Annotated in this window: 26 protein-coding genes; 12 read left to right on the forward strand and 14 right to left on the reverse strand. The window is 68.8% G+C overall.

The window, feature by feature from the left end; all coding sequences use genetic code 11:
- Positions 1–11: 11 nt before the first annotated feature.
- The 3 genes from BN1313_RS02980 to BN1313_RS02990 all read right to left on the reverse strand — a co-directional run bounded on the left by BN1313_RS02980 (position 12) and on the right by BN1313_RS02990 (position 1540).
- Entirely contained in the window at positions 12–578 is a 567-nt protein-coding gene (locus BN1313_RS02980) for a TspO/MBR family protein (protein WP_091736417.1), read from the reverse strand.
- 113 nt (positions 579–691) lie between these two features.
- Positions 692–1174: a bacterioferritin gene (bfr, locus tag BN1313_RS02985; protein ID WP_091736420.1), complete on the reverse strand. Its 483-nt coding sequence runs from the start codon at positions 1172–1174 to the stop codon at positions 692–694.
- Positions 1175–1354: 180 nt separating this feature from the next.
- Complete coding sequence (locus BN1313_RS02990; RefSeq protein WP_091736423.1) at positions 1355–1540, reverse strand: (2Fe-2S)-binding protein; 186 nt, start codon at positions 1538–1540, stop codon at positions 1355–1357.
- Positions 1541–1832: 292 nt separating this feature from the next.
- On the opposite strand from BN1313_RS02990, the gene thiE reads away from it, so the two are divergent.
- The 4 genes from thiE to BN1313_RS03010 all read left to right on the forward strand — a co-directional run bounded on the left by thiE (position 1833) and on the right by BN1313_RS03010 (position 5267).
- Entirely contained in the window at positions 1833–2486 is a 654-nt protein-coding gene (gene thiE, locus BN1313_RS02995) for a thiamine phosphate synthase (RefSeq protein WP_091736426.1), read from the forward strand.
- 66 nt (positions 2487–2552) lie between these two features.
- Positions 2553–3347 (forward strand): inositol monophosphatase family protein, encoded by a 795-nt coding sequence (locus BN1313_RS03000; RefSeq protein ID WP_091736429.1) that lies wholly within the window; start codon positions 2553–2555, stop codon positions 3345–3347.
- A 63-nt stretch (positions 3348–3410) separates the two neighbouring features.
- Positions 3411–3605 carry a hypothetical protein gene (locus BN1313_RS03005; protein ID WP_091736432.1) on the forward strand — a complete coding sequence of 65 codons (195 nt, stop codon included), beginning with the start codon at positions 3411–3413 and terminating at the stop codon, positions 3603–3605.
- 30 nt (positions 3606–3635) lie between these two features.
- A complete protein-coding gene (locus tag BN1313_RS03010) occupies positions 3636–5267 on the forward strand; it encodes a cisplatin damage response ATP-dependent DNA ligase (RefSeq protein ID WP_091736434.1) in 1632 nt (543 codons plus the stop codon).
- A 4-nt stretch (positions 5268–5271) separates the two neighbouring features.
- On the opposite strand, the gene BN1313_RS03015 is transcribed toward BN1313_RS03010, so the two are convergent.
- A complete protein-coding gene (locus BN1313_RS03015) occupies positions 5272–5685 on the reverse strand; it encodes an EVE domain-containing protein (protein WP_091736439.1) in 414 nt (137 codons plus the stop codon).
- Positions 5686–5754: 69 nt separating this feature from the next.
- Between BN1313_RS03015 and BN1313_RS03020 the strand changes: the two genes are divergently transcribed.
- Together BN1313_RS03020 and BN1313_RS03025 are read left to right on the forward strand one after the other, a co-directional pair.
- Complete coding sequence (locus BN1313_RS03020) at positions 5755–6585, forward strand: TIGR00266 family protein (protein WP_091736442.1); 831 nt, start codon at positions 5755–5757, stop codon at positions 6583–6585.
- Positions 6585–7139, forward strand: a complete 555-nt coding sequence (locus BN1313_RS03025) for an NUDIX hydrolase (protein ID WP_091736445.1) — start codon at positions 6585–6587, stop codon at positions 7137–7139. The genes BN1313_RS03020 and BN1313_RS03025 overlap by 1 nt, the downstream gene beginning before the upstream one ends.
- Before the next feature lie 37 nt (positions 7140–7176).
- Here the strand turns inward: BN1313_RS03025 and BN1313_RS03030 are convergent, their stop codons facing one another.
- Positions 7177–7692: a D-glycero-alpha-D-manno-heptose-1,7-bisphosphate 7-phosphatase gene (locus tag BN1313_RS03030; protein WP_342666751.1), complete on the reverse strand. Its 516-nt coding sequence runs from the start codon at positions 7690–7692 to the stop codon at positions 7177–7179.
- A gap of 72 nt (positions 7693–7764) precedes the next feature.
- Here BN1313_RS03030 and BN1313_RS03035 point away from each other — a divergent pair, with 72 nt between their 5' ends.
- The 4 genes from BN1313_RS03035 to bamJ are packed head-to-tail and all read left to right on the forward strand — an operon-like array spanning position 7765 to position 12687.
- Positions 7765–9570, forward strand: a complete 1806-nt coding sequence (locus tag BN1313_RS03035) for an ABC transporter ATP-binding protein (protein ID WP_091736451.1) — start codon at positions 7765–7767, stop codon at positions 9568–9570.
- Positions 9570–10931 (forward strand): M20/M25/M40 family metallo-hydrolase, encoded by a 1362-nt coding sequence (locus BN1313_RS03040; RefSeq protein WP_091736454.1) that lies wholly within the window; start codon positions 9570–9572, stop codon positions 10929–10931. The genes BN1313_RS03035 and BN1313_RS03040 overlap by 1 nt, the downstream gene beginning before the upstream one ends.
- 59 nt (positions 10932–10990) lie before the next feature.
- Positions 10991–12199 carry a threonine ammonia-lyase gene (locus tag BN1313_RS03045; RefSeq protein ID WP_091736457.1) on the forward strand — a complete coding sequence of 403 codons (1209 nt, stop codon included), beginning with the start codon at positions 10991–10993 and terminating at the stop codon, positions 12197–12199.
- Between the two features lie 2 nt (positions 12200–12201).
- Positions 12202–12687 (forward strand): BamJ family beta-barrel-assembly machinery protein, encoded by a 486-nt coding sequence (gene bamJ, locus BN1313_RS03050; RefSeq protein WP_091736460.1) that lies wholly within the window; start codon positions 12202–12204, stop codon positions 12685–12687.
- 2 nt (positions 12688–12689) lie between these two features.
- Here bamJ and BN1313_RS03055 read toward each other — a convergent pair whose 3' ends face one another.
- From BN1313_RS03055 to BN1313_RS03070, 5 genes are all read right to left on the reverse strand, one after another.
- Positions 12690–12947 carry a hypothetical protein gene (locus tag BN1313_RS03055; RefSeq protein WP_091736462.1) on the reverse strand — a complete coding sequence of 86 codons (258 nt, stop codon included), beginning with the start codon at positions 12945–12947 and terminating at the stop codon, positions 12690–12692.
- 6 nt (positions 12948–12953) lie between these two features.
- A complete protein-coding gene (locus tag BN1313_RS16460; RefSeq protein WP_176695873.1) occupies positions 12954–13103 on the reverse strand; it encodes a hypothetical protein in 150 nt (49 codons plus the stop codon).
- The gene (locus BN1313_RS03060) at positions 13093–13332 is read right to left on the reverse strand and encodes a hypothetical protein (protein ID WP_091736465.1); all 240 of its coding nucleotides are present in this window, start codon (positions 13330–13332) and stop codon (positions 13093–13095) included. Before BN1313_RS03060 ends, BN1313_RS16460 begins: the two co-directional genes overlap by 11 nt.
- A 95-nt stretch (positions 13333–13427) precedes the next feature.
- The gene (locus BN1313_RS03065) at positions 13428–13637 is read right to left on the reverse strand and encodes a cold-shock protein (protein ID WP_091742199.1); all 210 of its coding nucleotides are present in this window, start codon (positions 13635–13637) and stop codon (positions 13428–13430) included.
- 211 nt (positions 13638–13848) lie between these two features.
- A complete protein-coding gene (locus tag BN1313_RS03070) occupies positions 13849–14868 on the reverse strand; it encodes a glycosyltransferase family 2 protein (RefSeq protein WP_091736468.1) in 1020 nt (339 codons plus the stop codon).
- A 37-nt stretch (positions 14869–14905) separates the two neighbouring features.
- Here BN1313_RS03070 and rfbC point away from each other — a divergent pair, with 37 nt between their 5' ends.
- Entirely contained in the window at positions 14906–15475 is a 570-nt protein-coding gene (gene rfbC / locus BN1313_RS03075; RefSeq protein ID WP_091736471.1) for a dTDP-4-dehydrorhamnose 3,5-epimerase, read from the forward strand.
- 67 nt (positions 15476–15542) lie between these two features.
- Here rfbC and queG read toward each other — a convergent pair whose 3' ends face one another.
- From queG to BN1313_RS03095, 4 genes are read right to left on the reverse strand one after another with little or no spacing between them, the layout of a single operon-like run.
- Positions 15543–16667, reverse strand: coding sequence for a tRNA epoxyqueuosine(34) reductase QueG (queG, locus tag BN1313_RS03080; RefSeq protein WP_091736474.1), 1125 nt, complete (start codon positions 16665–16667; stop codon positions 15543–15545).
- Positions 16648–17322 (reverse strand): FtsZ-binding protein FzlA, encoded by a 675-nt coding sequence (gene fzlA / locus BN1313_RS03085; protein ID WP_091736478.1) that lies wholly within the window; start codon positions 17320–17322, stop codon positions 16648–16650. Before fzlA ends, queG begins: the two co-directional genes overlap by 20 nt.
- Positions 17323–17368: 46 nt before the next feature.
- Entirely contained in the window at positions 17369–18349 is a 981-nt protein-coding gene (locus BN1313_RS03090) for a cation diffusion facilitator family transporter (RefSeq protein WP_091736481.1), read from the reverse strand.
- A gap of 51 nt (positions 18350–18400) precedes the next feature.
- Positions 18401–19486, reverse strand: a complete 1086-nt coding sequence (locus BN1313_RS03095) for a citrate synthase/methylcitrate synthase (RefSeq protein ID WP_091742202.1) — start codon at positions 19484–19486, stop codon at positions 18401–18403.
- 89 nt (positions 19487–19575) lie between these two features.
- On the opposite strand from BN1313_RS03095, the gene BN1313_RS03100 reads away from it, so the two are divergent.
- Entirely contained in the window at positions 19576–20733 is a 1158-nt protein-coding gene (locus tag BN1313_RS03100) for a citrate synthase (protein ID WP_091742205.1), read from the forward strand.
- Positions 20734–20780: the final 47 nt, after the last annotated feature.

The raw sequence follows: 20780 nt of genomic DNA on the forward strand, positions 1-20780 counted from the left end.
ACGGGTAACCGCTAGTTTTGCGACGAGCGCAGGGTACGGGCCTGGGGGTTCTTGCGCCACAGCTCTTCGGTCAGGACATTGGCGAAGGCCATCCAGCCGAGATAGGGCGCGACCATGTTGGCCGACGGCGGATCAACGCGGCGGGCGCGCCAGGCGTAGGCCGCCGAGGTTCCGAGCGACAGGACCGCGGCCGCCAGCTGACCGCTAAGACGCCTGGGTCCCAGCGCCATCCACACCGCGTTCAGGCCCTGGATCGCACCCCAGAGCGTCAGGGCCTGGAGGCGCGCGGCGCTGCGCGGCGCGTTCCAGATCCGCAGGCCCGACAGGGTCAGCGCCATGAACAGCGGCGGCCAGATGGCGGCGAACAGCTTCGGCGGAGGCTTGATCTCCGGCTGAACCAGCTCTTCGTAGTCGGAGTAGACTTCCGGATTCTCAGGCGTGGGCGCGTTGGTGCGCGCAATCAGGGCTGAAATGGCCACGGCGGTCGCGGTGATGACGAGGCCCGTCATGATGTGCCGGTTGGTGCGGCCCTCGCTGTTGGCCACTTCATCCACGGCGCGGCGCAGCAGATTCGACACGGACGTCCTCCCAATTCCTCGGCCCTGGCAGGAAGCGCGCGGGCTTCACGGCGGTTCCTACGGAGCTTAGGCCGACCTTTTGGGCCGGAGAAGGGCGTCCGTGCGATGCCCCGTCAGCTGTCGGGAAGTTCGCCCATGGCGCTTTGCAGATAGTTGTGTTCGCCCAGTTGCCGCAGCAGGCCGATCTGGGTTTCGAGGAAGTCGATGTGCTCCTCGGTGTCGACCAGGATTTCGCGCAACAGGGTGCGGGTCGCGTAGTCGGCGGCTTCTTCGCACTGGCGGATGCCGCCGATCAGGGTCGCGCGGCCGTTGGTTTCCAGGCGGAGGTCCGAGGCGAGGCCTTCGCCGACCGTTTCGCCGATGCCCAGCTTGTGCAGGTCCTGGAGATTCGGCAGGCCGTCCAGGAACAGGATGCGCTTGATCAGCTTGTCGGCGTGCTTCATCTCGCCCATCGACTCTTCGTAGATCACCTTGCCCAGGCGACGCAGACCCCAGTTGTCGTAAATCCGGGCGTGCAGGTAGTACTGGTTGATCGAGGTGAGCTCGTTGGTGAGCACCGCGTTCAGCGTTTGAATGATCGCCTTGTCGCCTTGCACGGTTCGTCTCCTTGTCGATAACCGAAGAGACGCATAACCCCGGCGCAAGGTTGCGTCACGCGAAACCAGGCTGTTGAGAAACGTTAGCGACTATAGTGCGAGGCATTCTCGCGAATGCTCAAAACATATTGAGCGTCGTTGGCTATTACTTGAACGCCGCCGCGAACAGCACCGGCCGGCTCACTCCGCCGCGTACTTCAGCACTTCCTGGGATTCGTCGAGCATCTGGCGCATGTCGCAGACGCAGCGCGCGCATTGCGGCTGCGATCCGCACGCCCTGAAGATCTGCGCAGGACGCGACGCGCCGGCCTCGATGGCCGCGCGGACTTCGCGTTCCCGGATACCGTTGCAGTTACAGACGTACATGAAGCCCTCAGGGGTTCCTGCGGCCAATATAGCGGCTGCGAACGCACCTGCAAGTCATTCGCATAGGGTGCGACGCAGAACCTTTTCGCTGGCTGGCCTGGCCCTGGCGCTGCGCGGCGTTTCCTTCGAGTCTGCGTGGCCGCCGGATAGGCAAACGTCTTTGGACGATCGGCTTCGCCGCGGGCTCGCTGATCGCCACCTTCGCCCCGGGCCTTCTTCGGGCCGGCGGTCGTAGGATCGCTCTCGACAGCCCTGGTGGCCTAGGGCCTGAAGAGCCTGCTATGAGGGCGTCATGGCCCTACCCCTCTGCCGCCTTTACCTGATCACCCCGCCGCGCCTCGACGACCTGGCCGCCTATGGCCGCGCCCTGGCCGAGGCCCTTGACGGGGGCGACGTCGCCGCTCTGCAGATCCGCCTCAAGGACGTGGACGATACGATCATCGAGGCCGCGGTGCAGGCCCTCACCCCGATCGCCCACGCCCGGGGTGTGCCCGTCATCCTCAACGACCGCCCCGACCTCGCCGCCCGGCTGGGCTGCGACGGCGTTCATGTCGGCCAGACGGATGCGCCCTACGCCGAGGCCCGCAAGCTGATGGGCAAGGACGCCATGATCGGGATCACCTGCCACGACAGCCGCCACCTCGCCATGGAGGCCGCCGAGGCCGGCGCCGACTACGTGGCCTTCGGCGCCTTCTTTGACACAACCACCAAGGACGCCTCGACCCGCGCCGAGCCGGAGATCCTGACCATCTGGCAGGAGACCATGCAGATTCCCTGCGTCGCCATCGGCGGGATCACCGCCGACAACGCCGCCGGCCTGGCCGCCGCCGGCGCGGACTTCCTGGCGGTCTCGGGCGGGGTCTGGGCGCACCCGGAAGGCCCCGGCGCGGCGGTGGCCGGCCTCAACGCCGCCATCGCCCAGGGCCTCGCCGAACGCGCAGCCTAGTCGCCTTCCTTGCCTAGAGGCCTCCGCGCCTCTAGGTTCCGCGCCCAATCCCCACGAAGACTTTTGATGTCCACCCAATCCGCACTTCTGACGGTCATGTCCAACGCGGCCCGTGCGGCCGCCCGGGGACTCAACCGTGATTTCGGCGAACTGGCCGAACTGCAGGTCGCCAAGAAGGCCCCGGCCGACTTCGTCAGCGCCGCCGACATCAAGTCCGAACAGGTCATCTACGAGGCGCTCAGCAAGGCCCGCCCCGGATACGGGTTCCTGGGTGAAGAGCGCGGCCTGATCGAAGGCACCGACAAGACCCACACCTGGATCGTCGATCCTCTCGACGGCACGACGAACTTCCTGCACGCCATCCCGCATTTCGCGGTGAACATCGCGCTGGAGCGCGAGGGCGTGGTCGTCGCCGCCGTCACCCACAACCCCGTCACCAACGAGATGTTCTGGGCCGAGAAGGGCAAGGGCTGCTTCGTCAACGACAAGCGCCTGCGCGTCGCCGCCCGCAACCGCCTGGACGAGTCGGTCATCGGCACCGGAATCCCCTTCATGGGTCACGGCCAGCACGGCCAGTTCCTGAAGGAGCTCCACCAGATCAGCCAGCGTGTCGCCGGCGTCCGCCGGTTTGGCGCTGCGGCCCTCGACATGGCCTGGGTCGCCGCCGGCCGCATGGACGGCTTCTGGGAGCGCACGCTGAAGCCCTGGGACCTGGCGGCGGGCATCCTTCTGGTGACGGAGGCCGGCGGCAAGGTCACCGACATGAATGGCGGCGACGAGATCCTGGCGAGCGGCACGGTCTGCGCCGCAAATCTCGATCTGCATCCGACACTGCTCAGCCGCCTGCAGGCCGCCCAGTAGCCCGCACAGCAGCCCGCGCGAGCGCGTGAGGAACAGGCGGAGGCGGCGGCGCGTTCTGGCGCCATGTCCGAACCGCACGAACAGCCGATCGATCCGCCGCAGCCAGACGCCGATCCCCTCCCTGAAAAGGACCAGCCCGGCGACGCGGTGATCGGCGACGCCGATTCGGAGGTCGAACGCCCGGACGCGCCTCAACCCGAGATCGAGCCGGAGGGCGACTCCGGCGACGGCGAGGGCGGCATGATCGGCGAAGGCTGACGGCGGGCCGCGCTCAGCTAGGATCGCGCCATGCGCGCCTTCGCCGAACTCCTTGACCGGCTCTCGCTGACGGCGTCCCGCAACGCCAAGCTGACCTTGGTGCGCGACTATCTGCGCAATGCGCCGGATCCCGACCGCGGCTGGGCGCTCGCGGCCCTCACGGGCGACCTATCCTTCGACGCCGCCAAGCCCGCGTTCATCCGCAAGGCGGTCGAGGCCCGGATGGACGCCCAACTCTTCGCCTGGTCGTACGACTATGTCGGGGACCTGGCCGAGACGGTCGCCCTGGTCTGGCCGAGGAAGCCGGGGGCCAATCGCGAGCCCGACCTCTCCGAAGTCGTCGACGCGCTTCGTGGGGCCAGTCGCGCCGAGGTCCAGCGTCTGATCGAGACCTGGCTGGACGCGCTCGCGCCCACCGGCCGATGGGCGCTGTTGAAGTTGATGACCGGGGGCTTGCGCGTCGGCCTGTCCGCGCGGCTCGCCAAGCAGGCGGTGGCCGACATGCGGCCCGCCGACCTGGAGCCCGTCGATGTCTCCGACGTGGTCGAGATCTGGCACGCCATCGAGGCGCCTTACGCCGATCTCTTCGCCTGGCTGGAGGGCCGGGCCGATCGGCCCACCGCCGACCATCCGGCGCGCTTTCGCCCGGTCATGCTGGCCCAGGCCATCGACGAGGCCGTCGACTTCGCCAAGCTGGACCCCGCCGACTACAGCGCCGAATGGAAGTGGGACGGCATCCGCATCCAGGCCGCCCACGAGGGCGGGGTCCGCCGGCTCTACACGCGCACCGGCGACGACATCTCCGCGAGCTTTCCAGACGTGCTTGGGGCCCTGAGCGAAGAGGGCGTCATCGATGGCGAACTGCTCGTCATGCGCGAGGGCAAGGCGGCCTCCTTCGCCGACCTGCAGCAGCGCCTCAACCGCAAGAGCGTCGACGCCAAGGCCATGGCCGCCTATCCGGCCGCGATCCGCGCCTACGATATCCTCGCCGAGGGCGCCGAAGATCTGCGCGGCCTGACGTTCACGGAGCGCCGGGCGCGGCTGGAGGCCTTCGTCGCGCGCCAGGCCAGCGATCGCCTGGATCTGTCGCGGGTCCAGCCTTTCCAAACCTGGTCCGACCTTGCCGCCCTTCGCGCCGAGCCCCCTGAAGGGGATCCCCGCGTCGCCGAGGGCCTGATGCTGAAGCGCCGGGATTCCGTCTACGAGGCGGGCCGGCCCAAGGGTCCGTGGTTCAAGTGGAAGCGCGATCCGTTCCTGGTGGACGCGGTCCTGATGTACGCCCAGCGCGGCCACGGCAAGCGCTCGAGCTTCTATTCCGACTACACCTTCGGCGTCTGGACGGAAGGCGCCGTCGGCGAGCGGGTCCTCACACCCGTCGGCAAAGCCTACTTCGGCTTCACCGATGAGGAACTGAAGCAGATCGACAAGTTCGTCCGCGACAACACCCTCGAACGCTTCGGCCCCGTCCGCTCGGTCCGCGCCGAGCCGCAGCATGGGCTCGTGTTCGAGGTCGCCTTCGAAGGCTTGCAGCGCTCCACCCGCCACAAGTCCGGCGTCGCCATGCGCTTCCCCCGCATCAATCGCATTCGCTGGGACAAGCCCGCCGGCGAGGCCGACGAGCTTGAGGTCTTGGAGCGCCTGCTGGCGCAGATGGAGGCGTAGGAGGTTAGCCCTCCGCCAGCCGCAGGATCGTCGCCCACTCCCCATCGGTCACCGGCGACACCGAGAGCCGGCTCTGGCGGATCATCGCCATCTCGGCGAGCGTCGGTTCAGCCTTCATCTCGGCCAGGGTCACCGGGCGCTTCAGTTCCCGCACCGGGGCCAGCTCCACCGCCACGAACCGTCCGGCAGGATCGCTTTCATCGGGAAACGCGGTCCGCACCACCTTGGCGATCCCGACGACCGCCAGGCCCTCCTGCGAATGGTAGAACAAGACCTCATCGCCCTCGGCCATGGCCTTCAGGTGCAGGGCGGCGGCGTTGTTACGAACGCCATCCCACACCGTGCGCCCGTCCTTCTCCAGCTGGGCGAAGCCGTAGGTATTGGGCTCGGATTTCACGAGCCAGTGCGATCCGGCCATGGGCTTCCTCATCTCTCGCGCAAGCGCAGCTTCGCCGCCATATTGCCGGCCAGCAAGAGGAGACGTCTCATGTCCCAGGGCCCGTGGAGCCATCAACGTAGCGCGTCCGTCACCGATGACATCGATTTCGAGATCAAGGGCCAGGAACTGCAGTTCCTGGAGATCGAGCTCGATCCCGGTGAAAGCGCCGTCGCCGAGGCCGGCGCCCTGGTCTGGAAAGACGCCGCCGTCGGCATGACTACCGTCTTCGGAGACGGCTCCGGCGGCCAGGGCTCGGGTTTCATGGGCAAGCTGCTCGGCGCTGGCAAACGCCTGATCAGCGGCGAGAGCCTCTTCACCACCGTCTTCACCCACAACGGGACGGGCAAGGCCCGGGTCGCCTTCGCCGCGCCGACGCCGGGCGTCATCCTGCCGCTCAACCTCGCCGAATATGGCGGAACCCTGATCTGCCAGAAAGACAGCTTCCTGGCCGCCGCCCGCGGCGTCTCCATCGGCATCCAATTCCAGCGGCGGATCATGACCGGCCTGTTCGGCGGCGAAGGCTTCATCATGCAACGCCTGGACGGCGACGGCTGGGTCTTCGTGCAGATGGGCGGGGCCCTGGTCGAGCGCGAACTGGCGGTCGGCGAAAGCATCCATGTCGACACCGGTTGCGTGGCCGCCTTCACCCCCACGATCGACTTCGACCTGGTGGCCGCCGGCGGCGTCCGCTCGGTGTTCTTCGGCGGCGAGGGCCTGTTCTTCGCCCGCCTGACCGGCCCTGGGAAAGTCTGGATCCAGTCCTTGCCGTTCTCGCGGCTGGCCGGCCGCATGCTCGCCGCCGCCGCCATGGGCGGCCAGAATCGTGGCGAAGGCTCGGCGCTTGGGACGCTGGGCGACATGATCGGCGGCAATCGTTGATGGCGGAGCTGTTCGACGTCCTCGACGAGAGCGGCTTTCGCCAAGGCCCGCCGCGATCGCGCGCTGAGGTCCATGCCGACGGTCTTGTCCACCGCGCGATCCACGTCTGGCTGTTCGACGCTGAGGGCCGGGTGCTGATCCAGCGGCGCGGGACCGATGTCGACCACATGCCGGCCTACCTGTCGCCCTCCACCGGCGGCCACGTGGACGCGGGCGAGCCCAGCCAGGTGGCGGCGATCCGCGAGACCTTCGAGGAGACGGGCCTGAGGCTGGCGCCCGGCCAGTTGGTCTTTCTGTTTTCGCACCGCAACGACATCACCGTGCACGCGGGCTACTACGACCATCAGTTCAACGACGTCTATTTCGCGCAAGTCGACTTCACCCTGGCGGAGCTGGTGGTCGAAACCGGCAAGGGCGAGGGATTCTTTCTCCTGGAGCCCGCCGAGTTCCTCCGCTGGCTGGAGGAGCCGACGACCCTGATCGCCGACATCTTCCGCCGCGAGTTCCCCGAGGTCCTCTACTTCGCAGGCCCGCTGCTCAGTGCGGCGGCTTAAGCTTCCAGCCGGTCTGCCTCTTCGGGTCAAAGCCCTGTTAGTGCGGCAGACCTTGGCCGCGCAGGAACTCCAGCAGGTCGCCGCCGGGGAACAGCAGGCCGCGGATGTCAGCGCGTTTCGCCGCCTCGAGGTCGGACGCCTTGTCGCCGACCAGCAAAGATCGCGCCTGGTCGATCGGCCAGTCGGCGAGCGCGCGCAGGATCATGCCGGGATTGGGCTTGCGGTCCGGCGGGTCCGGGAGGCGGAAGGCTTCCAGCCGCGCCTCCGGGAGGAGCGGCGCGTAGTAGATGGCGTCGATCCAGCCGCCGAGCGTCTCCAGATCCCCCGCCATGGCCGTGTGCAGGGCGTGCATGTCGGCCTCCGCGTAGTAGCCGCGGCCGATCCCGGACTGGTTGGTCACCACGATCACCAGCCAGCCGGCGGCGTTGAACGCGCAGATCGCTTCCCGCGCGCCAGGGATCCAGCGGAAGTCCTCCCAGCGATGGACATAGCCCGGGTCCTCGTTGAGGACGCCGTCGCGGTCGAGGAAAATGGCGGGGCGCAGATCGGTCACGCCTGACAAACTAGCGGGTCGCGTGGTCGCCGTGGATTTCAAAACGCCCCATTCGGGGTCTAAGCTCAAAAAATGTCAGACCCCGTGCTCTCGATCGACGACCTTAAGGTCGATTTCGCCACCCACGATGGCGTCATTCGCGCCGTGCGGGGCGTGTCCCTGGCGGTCCAGCGCGGCGAGACCCTGGGCGTCGTCGGCGAGAGCGGCTCGGGCAAGAGCCAGACCTTCATGGCGGTGATGGGCCTCCTGGCCCGCAACGGCATGGCCTCCGGCTCGGCCAGGTTCCTCGGGAAGGAGCTGCTGGGCCTCAAGCCCCGCCAGCTCAACGAGATCCGCGGCTCGAAGATGACCATGATCTTCCAGGACCCGCTGACCGCGCTGACCCCGCATGTGCGTATCGGCGAGCAGATCGCCGAGCCCCTGCGCCTGCACGCCGGCATGAGCGACAAGGCGGCCACCGCCCACGCCAAGCTGTGGCTGGAGAAGGTCCGCATCCCCGACGCAGGCCGCCGGCTGCGCCAGTATCCGCACGAGCTGTCCGGCGGCATGCGCCAGCGCGTGATGATCGCCGCGGCCATGGCCGGCGGGCCGCAGCTGCTGATCGCCGACGAGCCGACGACAGCGTTGGATGTCACCGTTCAGGCCGAGATCCTCGACCTCATGGCCGAGCTGACCCGCGAGACGGGCACGGCCATGGTGCTGATCACCCACGACATGGGCGTCATCGCCCGCCTGGCTGACCGCGTCTGCGTGATGAAGGACGGCGCCTACGTTGAGGAAGGCCCGGTCGAGACGATCTTCGCCGCGCCCGAGACCGCCTACACCCAGGCCCTGCTGGCCGCGATTCCGCGGCTCGACCGCGACGATCGCGGCGGCCGGCCGACGATCCAGCCCGCGGCCGCGGACGCGCCTGTCATCGTCGAGGGCAAGGATGTGAAGGTCTGGTTCCCGATCCACGACGGCGCCTTCGCCAAGCCCAAGACGCTCCGCGCCGTCGATGGCGTCAGCTTCCAGGTGCGCCAGGGCGAAACCCTTGGCGTCGTCGGCGAAAGCGGCTCCGGCAAGTCGACCTTGGCCCGCGCCGTCCTGAACCTGATCCCCCCCACCGGCGGGGCGGTGACGCTGCTCGGCCGCGACATCACCCACGCCGACCGTGAGAGCCTGCGCAAGGCCCGCGCCGACATGCAGATCGTCTTCCAGGACCCGCTGGCCAGCCTCGATCCGCGCATGACGATCGGCGACTCCATCGCCGAGCCCCTGCAGGTCTTCAAACCCGGCTTGGATCGCGCGGCTCGCGACACCGAGGTCGCCGCGATGATGGCCAAGGTCGAGCTCAACCCGGCCCTGATCAACCGCTACCCGCACGAGCTGTCCGGCGGGCAGAACCAGCGCGTCGGCATCGCCCGCGCCATGATCCTCAAGCCCAGGCTCGTCATCTGCGACGAGGCGGTCTCGGCGCTCGACGTCTCCATCCGCGCCCAGATTATCGACCTCCTGATCAACCTGCAGCGAGAGATGGGCTTGGCGATGATCTTCATCAGCCACGACCTGGCCGTCGTGCGCGAGATCAGCCACCGCGTCCTTGTGCTCTATCTCGGCCGCGTGATGGAGCTGGCCGACCGCGAGCAGCTCTACGCCGCGCCGCGACATCCCTACACCCAGGCGCTGCTGTCGGCCGCGCCGATCCCTGACCCCGTGACCGAGCGCCACCGCAAGCGCCTGAAGATCGTCGGCGAGCCGCCCAGCCCCATGGACCCGCGCTCGGCCCTGCGGTTCATGCCCTCGCGGCTGCCGGTCGATCCCATGGCGCCGATCCTGCCGCCGGACCTGCTGGAGGTGGCGCCCGGCCACCTGGTCTCCGAGTTCGATCCGCTCTGATGCGGCTTTTGGCGGTTGCTCTGGCGTTTGCGGGCCTGGCTGGCGCAGCGCACGCCCAGCCGGTCGAACAGCCGCTGCTCCATGACCTCGCCGGTCAGGTGGATCCGGCGCGGCTGCAGGCCGATGTCGCCAGAATGGTCGGTTTCGGGACCCGCCATACCCTGTCGGACACCGCCTCGCCCGTCCGCGGCGTCGGGGCCGCCCGTCGCTGGGTCGCCGGCGAGTTCGCCGCCATCAGCCGCGCCTGCGGCGGCTGCCTGGTCATCGAGACCCCCTCGCAGGTCTTCACCGGGCCGCGCATCCCGACGCCGACCGCCGTCGTCGACGTCCTCGCCATCCAGCGCGGGACCACCGACCCTGACCGGGTGATCGTCATCACCGGACATCTCGACAGCCGGGTCAGCGACGTGATGAACGCCACGGCTGATGCGCCCGGCGCCAATGACGACGCCTCCGGCGTCGCGGCCTTGATCGAAGCCGCGCGCATCCTGTCGCGCCACAAGTTTCCCGCCACCCTGGTCTTCGCCGCCCTGACCGGCGAGGAGCAGGGGCTGAACGGCGGCAAGGTGCTGGCCGACTACGCGCTGGCCCAGGGCTGGCGGGTCGAGGCCAACCTCAACAACGACATCGTCGGCAACACCCGCGGCCAGAACGGCGCCGTCGACGACGCCCACGTCCGCGTCTTCGCCGAAGGGACCAAGGCCGTCGAGACGCCTGAGGAGGCGACCCGCCGGCGCTACAACGGCGGCGAGGTCGACAGCCCCTCGCGAAATCTCGCCCGCTACATCGACCGGTTGGCCGAGACCTATGTCGCCGACCTCGACGTGGTCATGGTCTACCGCACCGATCGCTTCGGACGCGGCGGCGACCACACCCAGATGCTGGCGGCGGGCTTCCCGGCCGTCCGCGTCACCGAGGCCGCGGAGAACTACGATCGCCAGCACCAGGACCTGCGCGTCGAGGCCGGCCGCACCTATGGCGACACCCTCGACGGCGTGAACTTCGCCTACCTTGCCAAGGTGACCCGGCTGAACGTCGTGGCCATGGCCGGCCTGGCCATGGCGCCGGCGCCACCCACGGGCGTGACGATCTTGGGCGCGGTCTCCGCCGACACCACGCTCACCTGGACACCCCGCGCCGACGCCGCCCAGCACCGCGTCTGGTGGCGCGCGACCACCGAGCCGCAGTGGCGCTACAGTCGCCCGGCCGGCGTCTCCGGGTCCGTCATGCTCAGGGACGTGGTCATCGACGACTGGTTCTTCGGCCTCAGCGCCGTCTCCGCCGACGGCTGGGAGAGCCCCGTCGTCTTCCCCGGACCCGCCGGTAGCTTCGGCCCGTTCGTCGCCCCATCCGCCCCCTGATTGCTCCGAAGGCTCCGCCCCGTTAGGTTGCGCGCCTTTTCCAGCCTGGCTCCGCCGACATGACCCTGACCTATGACGCCATCCTCGCCGCCGAAGAGCGGTTGAAGGGGCACATCGAACGCACGCCGTTGCGCCGGTCGCGGACCCTGTCGGAGATCACCGGCGCCGAGGTCTGGGTGAAGTTCGAAAACCTGCAGTTCACCGCCGCCTACAAGGAGCGCGGGGCCCTCAACAAGCTGCTGCAGTTGACCGAGGCCGAGCGCAGGACCGGCGTCATCGCCGCCTCGGCCGGCAATCACAGCCAGGGTCTGGCCTATCACGCCGCGCGCCTGAACATCCCCGTCACCATCGTCATGCCGCGCTCGACACCCTTCGTGAAGGTGCAGCAGACCCGGGCCTTCGGGGCCGAGGTGGTGATCGAGGGCGACGGCTTCGACGAGGCCTCGGCCCACGCGCGGATGGTCTGCGAGCAGCGCGGCCTGGTGTTCGTGCACCCCTTCAACGACCTCGACATCATGGCCGGCCAGGGCACGGTGGCGCTGGAGATGCTGCAGGACCAGCCGGATCTTGAAATCCTGCCGATCCCCATCGGCGGCGGCGGCCTTATCGCCGGCATGGCCACGGCGGCCAAGCACGCCAACCCCCATGTCAGCATCATCGGGGTCGAACCGGCGATGTATCCCTCCTTCACCTCGCGCATGCGCGGCGTGAACACCGTCGGCATGGTCGGCGGCGCGACGATCGCCGAGGGGATCGCCGTCAAACAGGTCGGCGACCTGAGCTACGCCGTCGCCCGGCCCCTGATCGACGAGGTGGTGTTGATCGAAGAGCCCTTCTTCGAGCGCGCCGTCGCCCTCTACTGCAATGTCGAGAAGACGGTGGCCGAGGGCGCGGGCGCGGCTTCGCTCGCTTCGCTCCTGGCCTTCCCGGAAAAGTTCCGCGGCAAGAAGGCCGGCCTGGTCCTGACCGGCGGCAATATCGACACCCGCCTCCTGGCCTCGGTGCTGAACCGCGAACTGGTCCGCGACCATCGCCTGGTGTCCCTGCGGATCATCGGCGACGACCGACCGGGCCTCTTGGCCACCGTCTCCAAGCTCATCGGCGAAATGGGCGCCAACATCATCGAGGTCGCCCACAACCGCCTGGCGCTGGACGTTCCGGCCAAGGGCGCCGAGTTCGATGTGATGATCGAGACCCGTGACGCCCAGCACACCCAGGAAATCATGAACGCCCTTCGCGAGAGCGGCTACCCGCCGCGGGTCGTCTGACCATGCGCCGCATCCTCATCGCCATGGCCGTGGCCGCGCTGGCGCTCGCCGGCTGCCACAAGTCTCTCCCCAACCAGGGCGAGGCGTCCAAGACCTTCATGGCGAAGAACGCCAAGGAGCCCGGCGTAAAGACCTTGCCTAGCGGCCTGCAGTTCAAGGTCGTCCGCGAGGGCCCGGCCACGGGCCTGCGGCCCAAGCTCGGCGATGAGGTCAAGGTCCACTACGAGGGCAAGCTGGTCGATGGGACCGTGTTCGACAGCTCCTATGAGCGCGGCCAGCCCGCCGCCATGCCGCTGCGCGCCCTGATCCCAGGCTGGCGCGAGGCCTTGCAGTTGATGCGTCCGGGCGATGAATGGACGCTCTATGTGCCGCCGGCCCTGGGGTACGGCGACGAGCCGGCCGGTCAGATCCCGCCGGGCAGCGCCCTGGTCTTCCGCATCGAACTGATCGATGTCCTGCCCGGACCGGGGACGATCGTGGCGGGGTAGCGCTATCGCGCCAGGACGGTCACGTCCTTGATGATCGCCTGCACCCGGGTCTTCGCGCCGGCCGCCCACATCACCTTGAGATAGGCGAGCGTGTCGCTGGCGGCGCCTTCGAGCCTCCAGTCGCAGTCGTCAAAGCGGCAGCCGTCGAAGCGGGGCGGCTCGCCGCCGGCGTAGACCAGCCGGCAGGCGTTGAATTCGCAATCGACGAACGTCTGTCCGTCGAGGGCCACCGTCTGGTGGCTATAGGCTGTGGACGCCATGTTCGATCAACTCTCGTCTACGGGCGGCGCGTTTGCGCCAGCGGGGCTCGCGCGGTCGCGCTCCTGCTGCTTGGCCGCCGCCTTTTCCGCCGCCTTGATGGCCTTCGCGCGGTCGCGCTCGGTGCGCTCGAACTGATAATTGGGCTTACGCGCCATGATCGTCGGACTTTCTGTCCGCGGCGTCGTCGACACGGGCTTCAAGCACGCCGGGCGACCGCGAGGCCGCGGCGCAGATCGCTTCCAGGTGACTCTTGATCGAGCGGGGCGCGAGCAGCGCATCAACGGCGCGGCAGCCGTCCTGCTTCAGCTGGGAATGCAGCTGTGCGACGCTCGTATATCGGCCCGATCGCGCCAGGGCGTAGGCGCGTTCAATCGTAGTGCTCATCGTCCCTCTCCAAATCAAAAGCGGGGGAAATAAAAAGGCGGCGAGTCCAGCTCGCCGCCTTCTAACGCGCTGGCGGGGTCGCCGCCGGCTCGGCTTTACGCCGCTTGGAGCTGACCAGCGGACATCTTACCGCTGCGCTGATCCTTCTCCATCTCGTAGCTCAGCTTCTGGCCTTCTTCGATCGAACCCAGAGCCGAACGTTCCACGGCGGAGATGTGCACGAACACATCGGGGCCGCCGTCGTCAGGTTGGATAAAGCCGAAGCCCTTGGTCGGGTTGAACCACTTCACAACACCAGTCGTCATAATCATCACCATTGAATGCAGAGTTCAGCGCACCCTGGTTAGGGCGGAAGATCAAAAGGTCGGAATGGGTCGAGGTGGGCTCGGGCTCGATCCAGGGATCCAGCGGGGAGAGCATCCGAACCGAAAACGAAATTCGATAGACTTCAATAGCATATCCATCGCCGCAGCGTGAGCGAATTCTCCTGCCGCTGTTCAACCGGCTGGCGGACCGCTAGCGCGCCGGCGCGATCGGCTTGCGCACCACCCGCCGCAGCAGGAGATCTCGGGCGCTGAAGGTCATGGCGCGGGCGACCTCGACGGAGCTGGCGCGGCGGTGGCCCTGCGCCTCGCGCCGCCATCGCCACACCATCGGCAGGCCGGCGAGCCCTGCTAAGAAGCCTCGCCAGGGCGCGGCCAACTCGCCCCGCGTCGCGTGCCGGGCGAAGAGCGTGGCCGTGGCGATCAGGTGCAGCGGCAGGGTGAGCCAGAAGAGGATCGGCGGGGTGTCCTTCACGAACACCCACAACCTGTTGCGCGTGCCGTGGAAGACCGCGAAGTCCGACCGCGGGCCGCCGGACGAGGCCGAACCCTCGTGGGCGACGACGGCGGAGGGCACGATGACGGTCGCCTCGCCGATCAGGCGCAGCCGGTATCCCAGGTCGACATCCTCATTGTAACAAAAGAGCCGCTCGTCCAGCCCGCCCATCTCCAGGAACAACATCCGGTCGATCAGCATCGCCCCGCCGCAGGCGGAAAAGCACTCGAACGGCGGCAAGGGTCCCGGGTCCACGCCGCGATAGCCGCCACGGAAGGGAAAGCCGGTGATCGACATGGCGTCGCCGAGACCGTCGAGCCGGCCCGGGTCGCCCGCCATGGTCTGCCGCGATCCGAAGGACCGTACATGCGGAAAGGTCTCCGTCGCCGCCATCAGTTCGGCCAGCCAGTCCGCTGCGGCGTAGGCGTCGGGATTGAGCAGCGCGATCCACCGGCCGCTGGCCGCCGCCACACCCTGGTTCACGGCCGCCGCAAAGCCGAGGTTCGCGTCATTGGCGATCAGCCGGATCGCCGGGTCGGCCGCCGCCGCGGCGACGCCCGCGCCGTCGCGCGAGGCGTTGTCGACCAGCACCAGCTCGAAATCCGTGAAGCTCTGGGCGCGCAACGCCGCCAGGCATCGCCCAAGGGTCGGGCCGCTCTCATAGGTCACCAGGACGACAGTGACCTTAGGCTTGTTATTCGCCGCCGCCTGCGCCATCCCGAAAGCTCTTCACCGCTCCTGCCAAGGCCTGACCATGACCACGATCACCCCGCTGGCGATCCCCGACGTGCTGCTTATCACGCCCAAGCGGCATGGCGATGCGCGCGGCTGGTTCGCCGAGACCTGGAGCCGCAAGGCCCTGCTTGACGGCGCGGGCATCGAGCCGGTGTTCATCCAGGACAACCAGGCCTTCAACGCCCAGAAAGGCACGATCCGCGGCCTGCACTTCCAGAAGGGCCCGCATCCGCAGGCCAAGCTCGTCCGCTGTCTGCGCGGCGCGATCTATGACGTTGCCGTCGATATCCGCCAGGGCTCGTCCACCTACGGCCAGTGGGTGGCCGCGACCCTGACCGCCGAGGTCGGCGAACAGCTGTTCGTCCCGCGCGGCTTCGCCCACGCCTACTGCACCATCACCGACGACGCCGAGATCGCTTACAAGGTCGACGGCCTCTATGCGCCGCAGTGCGAAGGCGGCCTGCTGTGGAGCGACCCGGACCTCGCCATCGACTGGCCGGTCGACCTCGATGCGGTGATCACGTCGGACAAGGATAAGATCCTGCCGCGCCTGAGGGACCTCCCCGCCGTCGACTTCACGCCGGGCTGAGCCGCTAATTCATCTGCCATCCCGGAAGCCTCGCAGAGGCTCTCCGGGACCGAGGAGATGGCGGAGTTTATCGCGGCGCCGTGAGCGACCATTCCGCCAGAACGGCCTCGTCCATCTCGTCTGCGCGCCGGTCCCGCAACGTCTCCAGGTCCACGCCCAGTCGCCCCAGCGCCCACACCGCTGCGCCGCGCACGAGCGGCGACGGATCGCCCAGCAACCGCTCCGCCTCCGACGCCAGCGCCGCATCGCCGGTGTTTCCGATCGCGTAGAGCACATTGCGGATGAACCGGTCGCGGCCGATCCGCTTCACAGGGTTCTTGCGAAAGAGCGCCCGGAACTCCGCGTCGTCGAGCCGCGAGAGCTCGGCCAACCCCGGCGCCTTCAACTCATCGCGTGCGACGAGCTTCTGCTCGCGCGCCACGGCCGCGAACTTGTTCCAGGGGCAGACCGCCAGGCAGTCGTCGCAACCATAGATCCGGTCGCCCAGCTTCTCGCGAAACTCCGCCGGGATCGGCCCGGCCAACTCGATGGTCAGATAGGAAATGCAGCGCCGCGCATCGAGCTGGAAAGGCGCCGGAAAGGCGTCGGTGGGGCAGGCGTCCAGGCAGGCCCGGCAGGTTCCGCAGTTCATCGCCTCGGCGGCGTCGGGCGCGAGCTCCAGGGTCGTCAGGATCGAGCCGATGAACAGCCAGGAGCCGAATTCGCGGCTGACCAGGTTGGTGTGCCGGCCCTGCCACCCGAGCCCGGCCCGCTCGGCGAGGGGCTTCTCCAGCAGCGGCGCGGTGTCGACGAAGACCTTCACGTCCGAGCCGAACCGATGCGCCATCCAGCCGGCGAGCTGCTTCAGCCGGACCTTGATCACCTCGTGGTAGTCGTCGCCCTGGGCGTAGACGCTGATCGCGCCGGCGCCGGACGGCCGGTCCAGGAGGGGGTCTGTGTCCGGCCCATAGTTCACCCCCAGCACCACGGCCGATCGCGCATCGGCCCACATGGCGCGCGGATGGGCGCGGCGTTCGACGGTGGTCTCCATCCAGGCCATCTCGCCGTGGCGGCCGGCCGCAATGAAGGCGCGTAGCCGCTCGGACGCCGCCCAGCTTTCCGGGATGTCGGTGAAACGGCAGAGGTCGAAGCCGAGCCTCAGGGCCTCGGTCCGGATCGCGTCGCGGGCGGCCTCAGAAGTCGAGGTCGTCATAGTGGCGCGCCGGCGGAATGCCCGGCCAGCGGTCGGCCAGCAGCGGCCGGAAGGACGGCCGGGACTTCAGCTTCATGTACCAGGTCTTGGCGCCGGGAAACGCCGCCCAGGGCACGTCGCCCAGGTAGTCGATGACCGACAGGTGCGCCGCCGCCGCCAGATCAGCGAGCGTCAGCCGCCGGCCCGCCAGCCAGTCGCGCTCGGCCAAAAGCGTTTCGATATAGGCCAGGTGCGCCCGCAGACCCTCCCGGCCCTGACGCAGGTTGGCGAGGTCCGGCGCCCCCAGCCGGTGCAGCCGCTTCTCCATCTTCTCGTGCAGCAGCAGGTCTCCCGCCTCGAAGGCGAACTTGCGATCGAACCAGTTGATCAGCCGGCGCGTCTCGGCCCGATCGGCCGGCGTCTGCGGCATCAGCGGCGGCTCGGCATGAACCTCCTCAAGGTAGCCCAGAATCGCCGAAGCCTCGCACAGCACCAGGTCGCCTTCGACCAGGACCGGCGTGAACCCCGATGGATTGAGCGCGGTCAAGGTCTCCGGCCGCTCCCAGTAGCGGACCACCGTCTCGGTGAAGGCGAGGCGCTTTTCGCCGAGAGCCAGCCTCGCCTGGCGCGACGCCGGATCGAGCGGGAAGTGGTGGAGGATGCGTTCGACGTTCATCGCGTCTTTTTCGTGGACTTCGGCCTGGTTCGACCGCGAACGATCGTCATAAGGCGTCGCGCACCTGCTTGTCCAACCCAGCAGAGCCTTCGCCGAACACGCCGCCATGCGCCTCGGCCCGCCCGCGTGGGTCGGCGTGCATGAGGATGTCGGCGCTTGGGAAGCGCGCCAGGACCCGGGCCTCGGCGGCCACCATCACCTTGTGCGCCGCGTCCAGGGTCAGGTCCGGATCGAGCTCCAGATGCATCTGCATGTGCAGCCAGGGACCTGACGCGCGGGTGCGCAGCTGGTGGACGTCGCTGATCTGCGGGTCCTCCAGGACGGCGGCGACGGCCGCCGCGCGATCGTGCTCGCTGATCTCGTGGTCGAGCAGTTGCTCCGAGGCCTCGCGGAACACGCCGATCGCGCCCCAAAGCAGAAGCCCGGTGACGACCAGGGCGGCGGCGCCATCCAGGGCGTGCATTCCCAGCCAGGCGCCGCCGGCGATGCCGACCAGGGCGGCGAGATTTGACGCCAGGTCGACGGCGTAGTGCGCCCGGTCGCCGGCCACCGCGATCGAGGCTGTGCGCCTCAGGACGTAGGTTTGGGCTGAGACGACGCCCAGGGTCACGATGGTCGAGATGACCATCACCACGATCGCCCAGCCGCCGGCCGCCACGGGCCGCGGCGTAATCAGGCCGCGGATCGCTTCCTGGCCGATCAGGGCTGCGGAGGCGAAAACCAGGCCCGCCTGCAAGAGGCTGGCGAAGGCCTCGGCCTTGCCATGTCCAAAGCGATGTTCTGCGTCCGGCGGACTAGCGGCGTATCGCACGGCGTAAAACGTGGCGCACGAGGCCAGGAGATCGAGGCCGGAATCGGTCAACGAGGCCAGCAGCGCCAACGAGCCCGACGCCGCCCAGGCGCCCGCCTTGATCGCCACCAGCAGACACGCGGCGGACATCGACAAGAGTGTGACCCGACGCGACAGGGCGCGGGCCTCTGTTGGGGAAAGAGACGACGGGGAAGATGGGGCGGCGGTCTTGGCCATCCGCAAAGTCTAGCCGTGATCGGCCATCCCGCCAGCCCCGCAAAAAATCGACTAGGCGGCGATCCGCGGCGCCGGGCCGACGTAGGTCGACAGCGGTCGGATCAGCCGACCGGTGGCCTGCTGCTCGCGGGCATGGGCGATGTAGCCGGCCATCCGGCCGACGCCGAAGACGCAGGTGAAAGCCGCCGGCGGCAGGCCCAGGGCCTCCAACAGCAGGGCCGTGTAGAATTCAACATTGGTGTCGAGCGGCCGGTTGGGCTTTTTCTCCTTGAGCACCGCCAGCGCCGCGGCCTCGACGGCCTCGGCGAACGCCAGCCGTCCCGGCGCCATGCCGCCCTGGCTGGCCAGGTTGCGCACAGCGGCCTTCAGGGCGTCGGCGCGGGGATCGCGCACGCGGTAAATGCGGTGGCCGAAGCCCATCAGGCGGTCGCCGCGGTCAATGGCGGCCTCCAGCCAGGCGCGGGCGTTGGCGGGCTCGCCGATGTCGTCCAGCATCTCGATCACAGGCCCCGGCGCGCCGCCGTGCAGCGGCCCCTTCAGCGCTGACAGCCCGCCTAGGCCGCAGGAGACCAGGCCCGCGCGCGTCGCGGCGATCACCCGTGCGGTGAAGGTCGAGGCGTTCAGTCCATGGTCGCTGACGGTGACCAGATAGGTGTCCAGCGCCGCGGCCTCGGCGGCGCTGGGCTTGCGACCGTGCAGCATCGCCAGGAGGTCGGCGGCGTGGCCGAGGCCGGGCGTCGGGGCCAGGGGGGCCTTGCCGGCCTGGGCGCGCAACACCGCCGGCAGGAACACCGCCGGCCCCGCCAACAGGCGCAACGCCGTCGCCAGATCGTCGCCGTCGGCCAGTCGCGCGACCAGGGCGCGCACCGCGTCGAAAGGGCTCAGCGCCAGGAGGGCCTCGTCCAGCGGCGGCATGACCTTGAAGACCTCGGCGCGGGTCGCGGCGAGGGACGCCGTCAGGTCCGCCGGGAGATCGTCGAAGAAACCGTCAAACAGCAGGTTCGCCAGGTCCTCAAACCGCGCACGGCCCGCGAGCTCGTCCAGGGACCGGCCACGGATCACCAGGCGGCCAGCCTGGCCATCGACGTCGGAAAGGATGGTTTGGGCGACGACGATGTCTTCGAGACCATCGGAGATGTGGGGCATGGCGGGGGCCTTTCGTGGATCGTTTCGCCGTCGTCGTCGTCTCGATTGCGATCGTCAATCTTGATCAATATAATCAATATATGGACGGCGAGTGGATCGACGCGGCGGGCGCCTGCGAACGGTTGGGGATCAGGCCGCAGACCCTCTACGCCTACGTCAGCCGCGGCCGCCTCGCCGCTCGCGCAGATCCGATCGATCCGCGTCGAAGCCTCTATCGCGTCGGCGATCTTGAGGCGCTCAGCGCGCGCAGGTCGCGCAGCCGCAAGGTCAGTGAGGTGGCGGCCGGCGCGATCGCCTGGGGCGAGCCGGTCCTTGAATCGCAGATCACCGCCGTGATCCGCGGCCGGCTCTACTATCGGGGCCGTGACGCCATTCGTTTGGCTGAGACGGAGACCCTGGAGTCGGTCGCGCGCCTTCTGCGCGGCGGCGATGGCGTCGCCCTTAAACGTGATGACCGTCCCCGGCCGCCGACGGGGGACGCCTTGCGAGGCCGGCTGTTCGCCGCGCTCGCTGCGCGCGCCGCTGGCGATCCGCCGGCCTTGGGCCGCTCGCCGCATGTCCTGGCCGTGGAAGCCGCGACCCTCCTCGATGTCGTCGCCGACGCGGTCTGCGGCCAAGTCGCCAGCGGCGCTATCCATATCCGCCTCGCCATGGCCTGGGGGCAGGGGCCGGGCGGGGCGGGCGCGGACCTGATCCGCCGGGCGCTGGTGCTGATCGCCGACCATGAGTTGAACGCCTCCGCCTTCGCCGCGCGGGTGGCGGCGGCGACCGGCGCTTCGCTGGCGGCCTCGGCCCTTTCCGGCCTGGGGGCGCTCTCCGGGCCGCGGCACGGCACGGCGGCCGACGCCGTGGGTCTGTTCTGGGATGAGGCCGAACGCCTGGGCCCGCCGGCCGCCGTCGCCAACCGCCTGGCGGAGGGCCGGACGATCCCCGGCTTCGGGCATACGCTCTACCCGCACCGCGACCCGCGCGCAGACGCCCTGCTGGACCGGCTCCCACCAGCCCAGCGCGGCCAGGCGCTTGAGGCGGCGGTCGCCCGGCTAGCCGGGCTCGCCCCGAACGTCGATTTCGCCCTGGCCGCCATCGGCCGCGCCCTGCGCCTGCCCACCGATGCGATCTTCGGCCTCTTCGCCGTCGCCCGCACCGCCGGCTGGATCGCCCACGCGATCGAACAGGGCCAAGGCGACACCTTGATCCGCCCCCGCGCCCGCTACGTTGGCCCAACCCCTGAGGTTTGACGCCGAAGAATGGGGCCATCTGCGTCCATCATCTTTTCACCTTCCGG

The organism is Phenylobacterium immobile (ATCC 35973) (assembly GCF_001375595.1).
GTDB classification, from domain to species: Bacteria; Pseudomonadota; Alphaproteobacteria; order Caulobacterales; family Caulobacteraceae; genus Phenylobacterium; species Phenylobacterium immobile.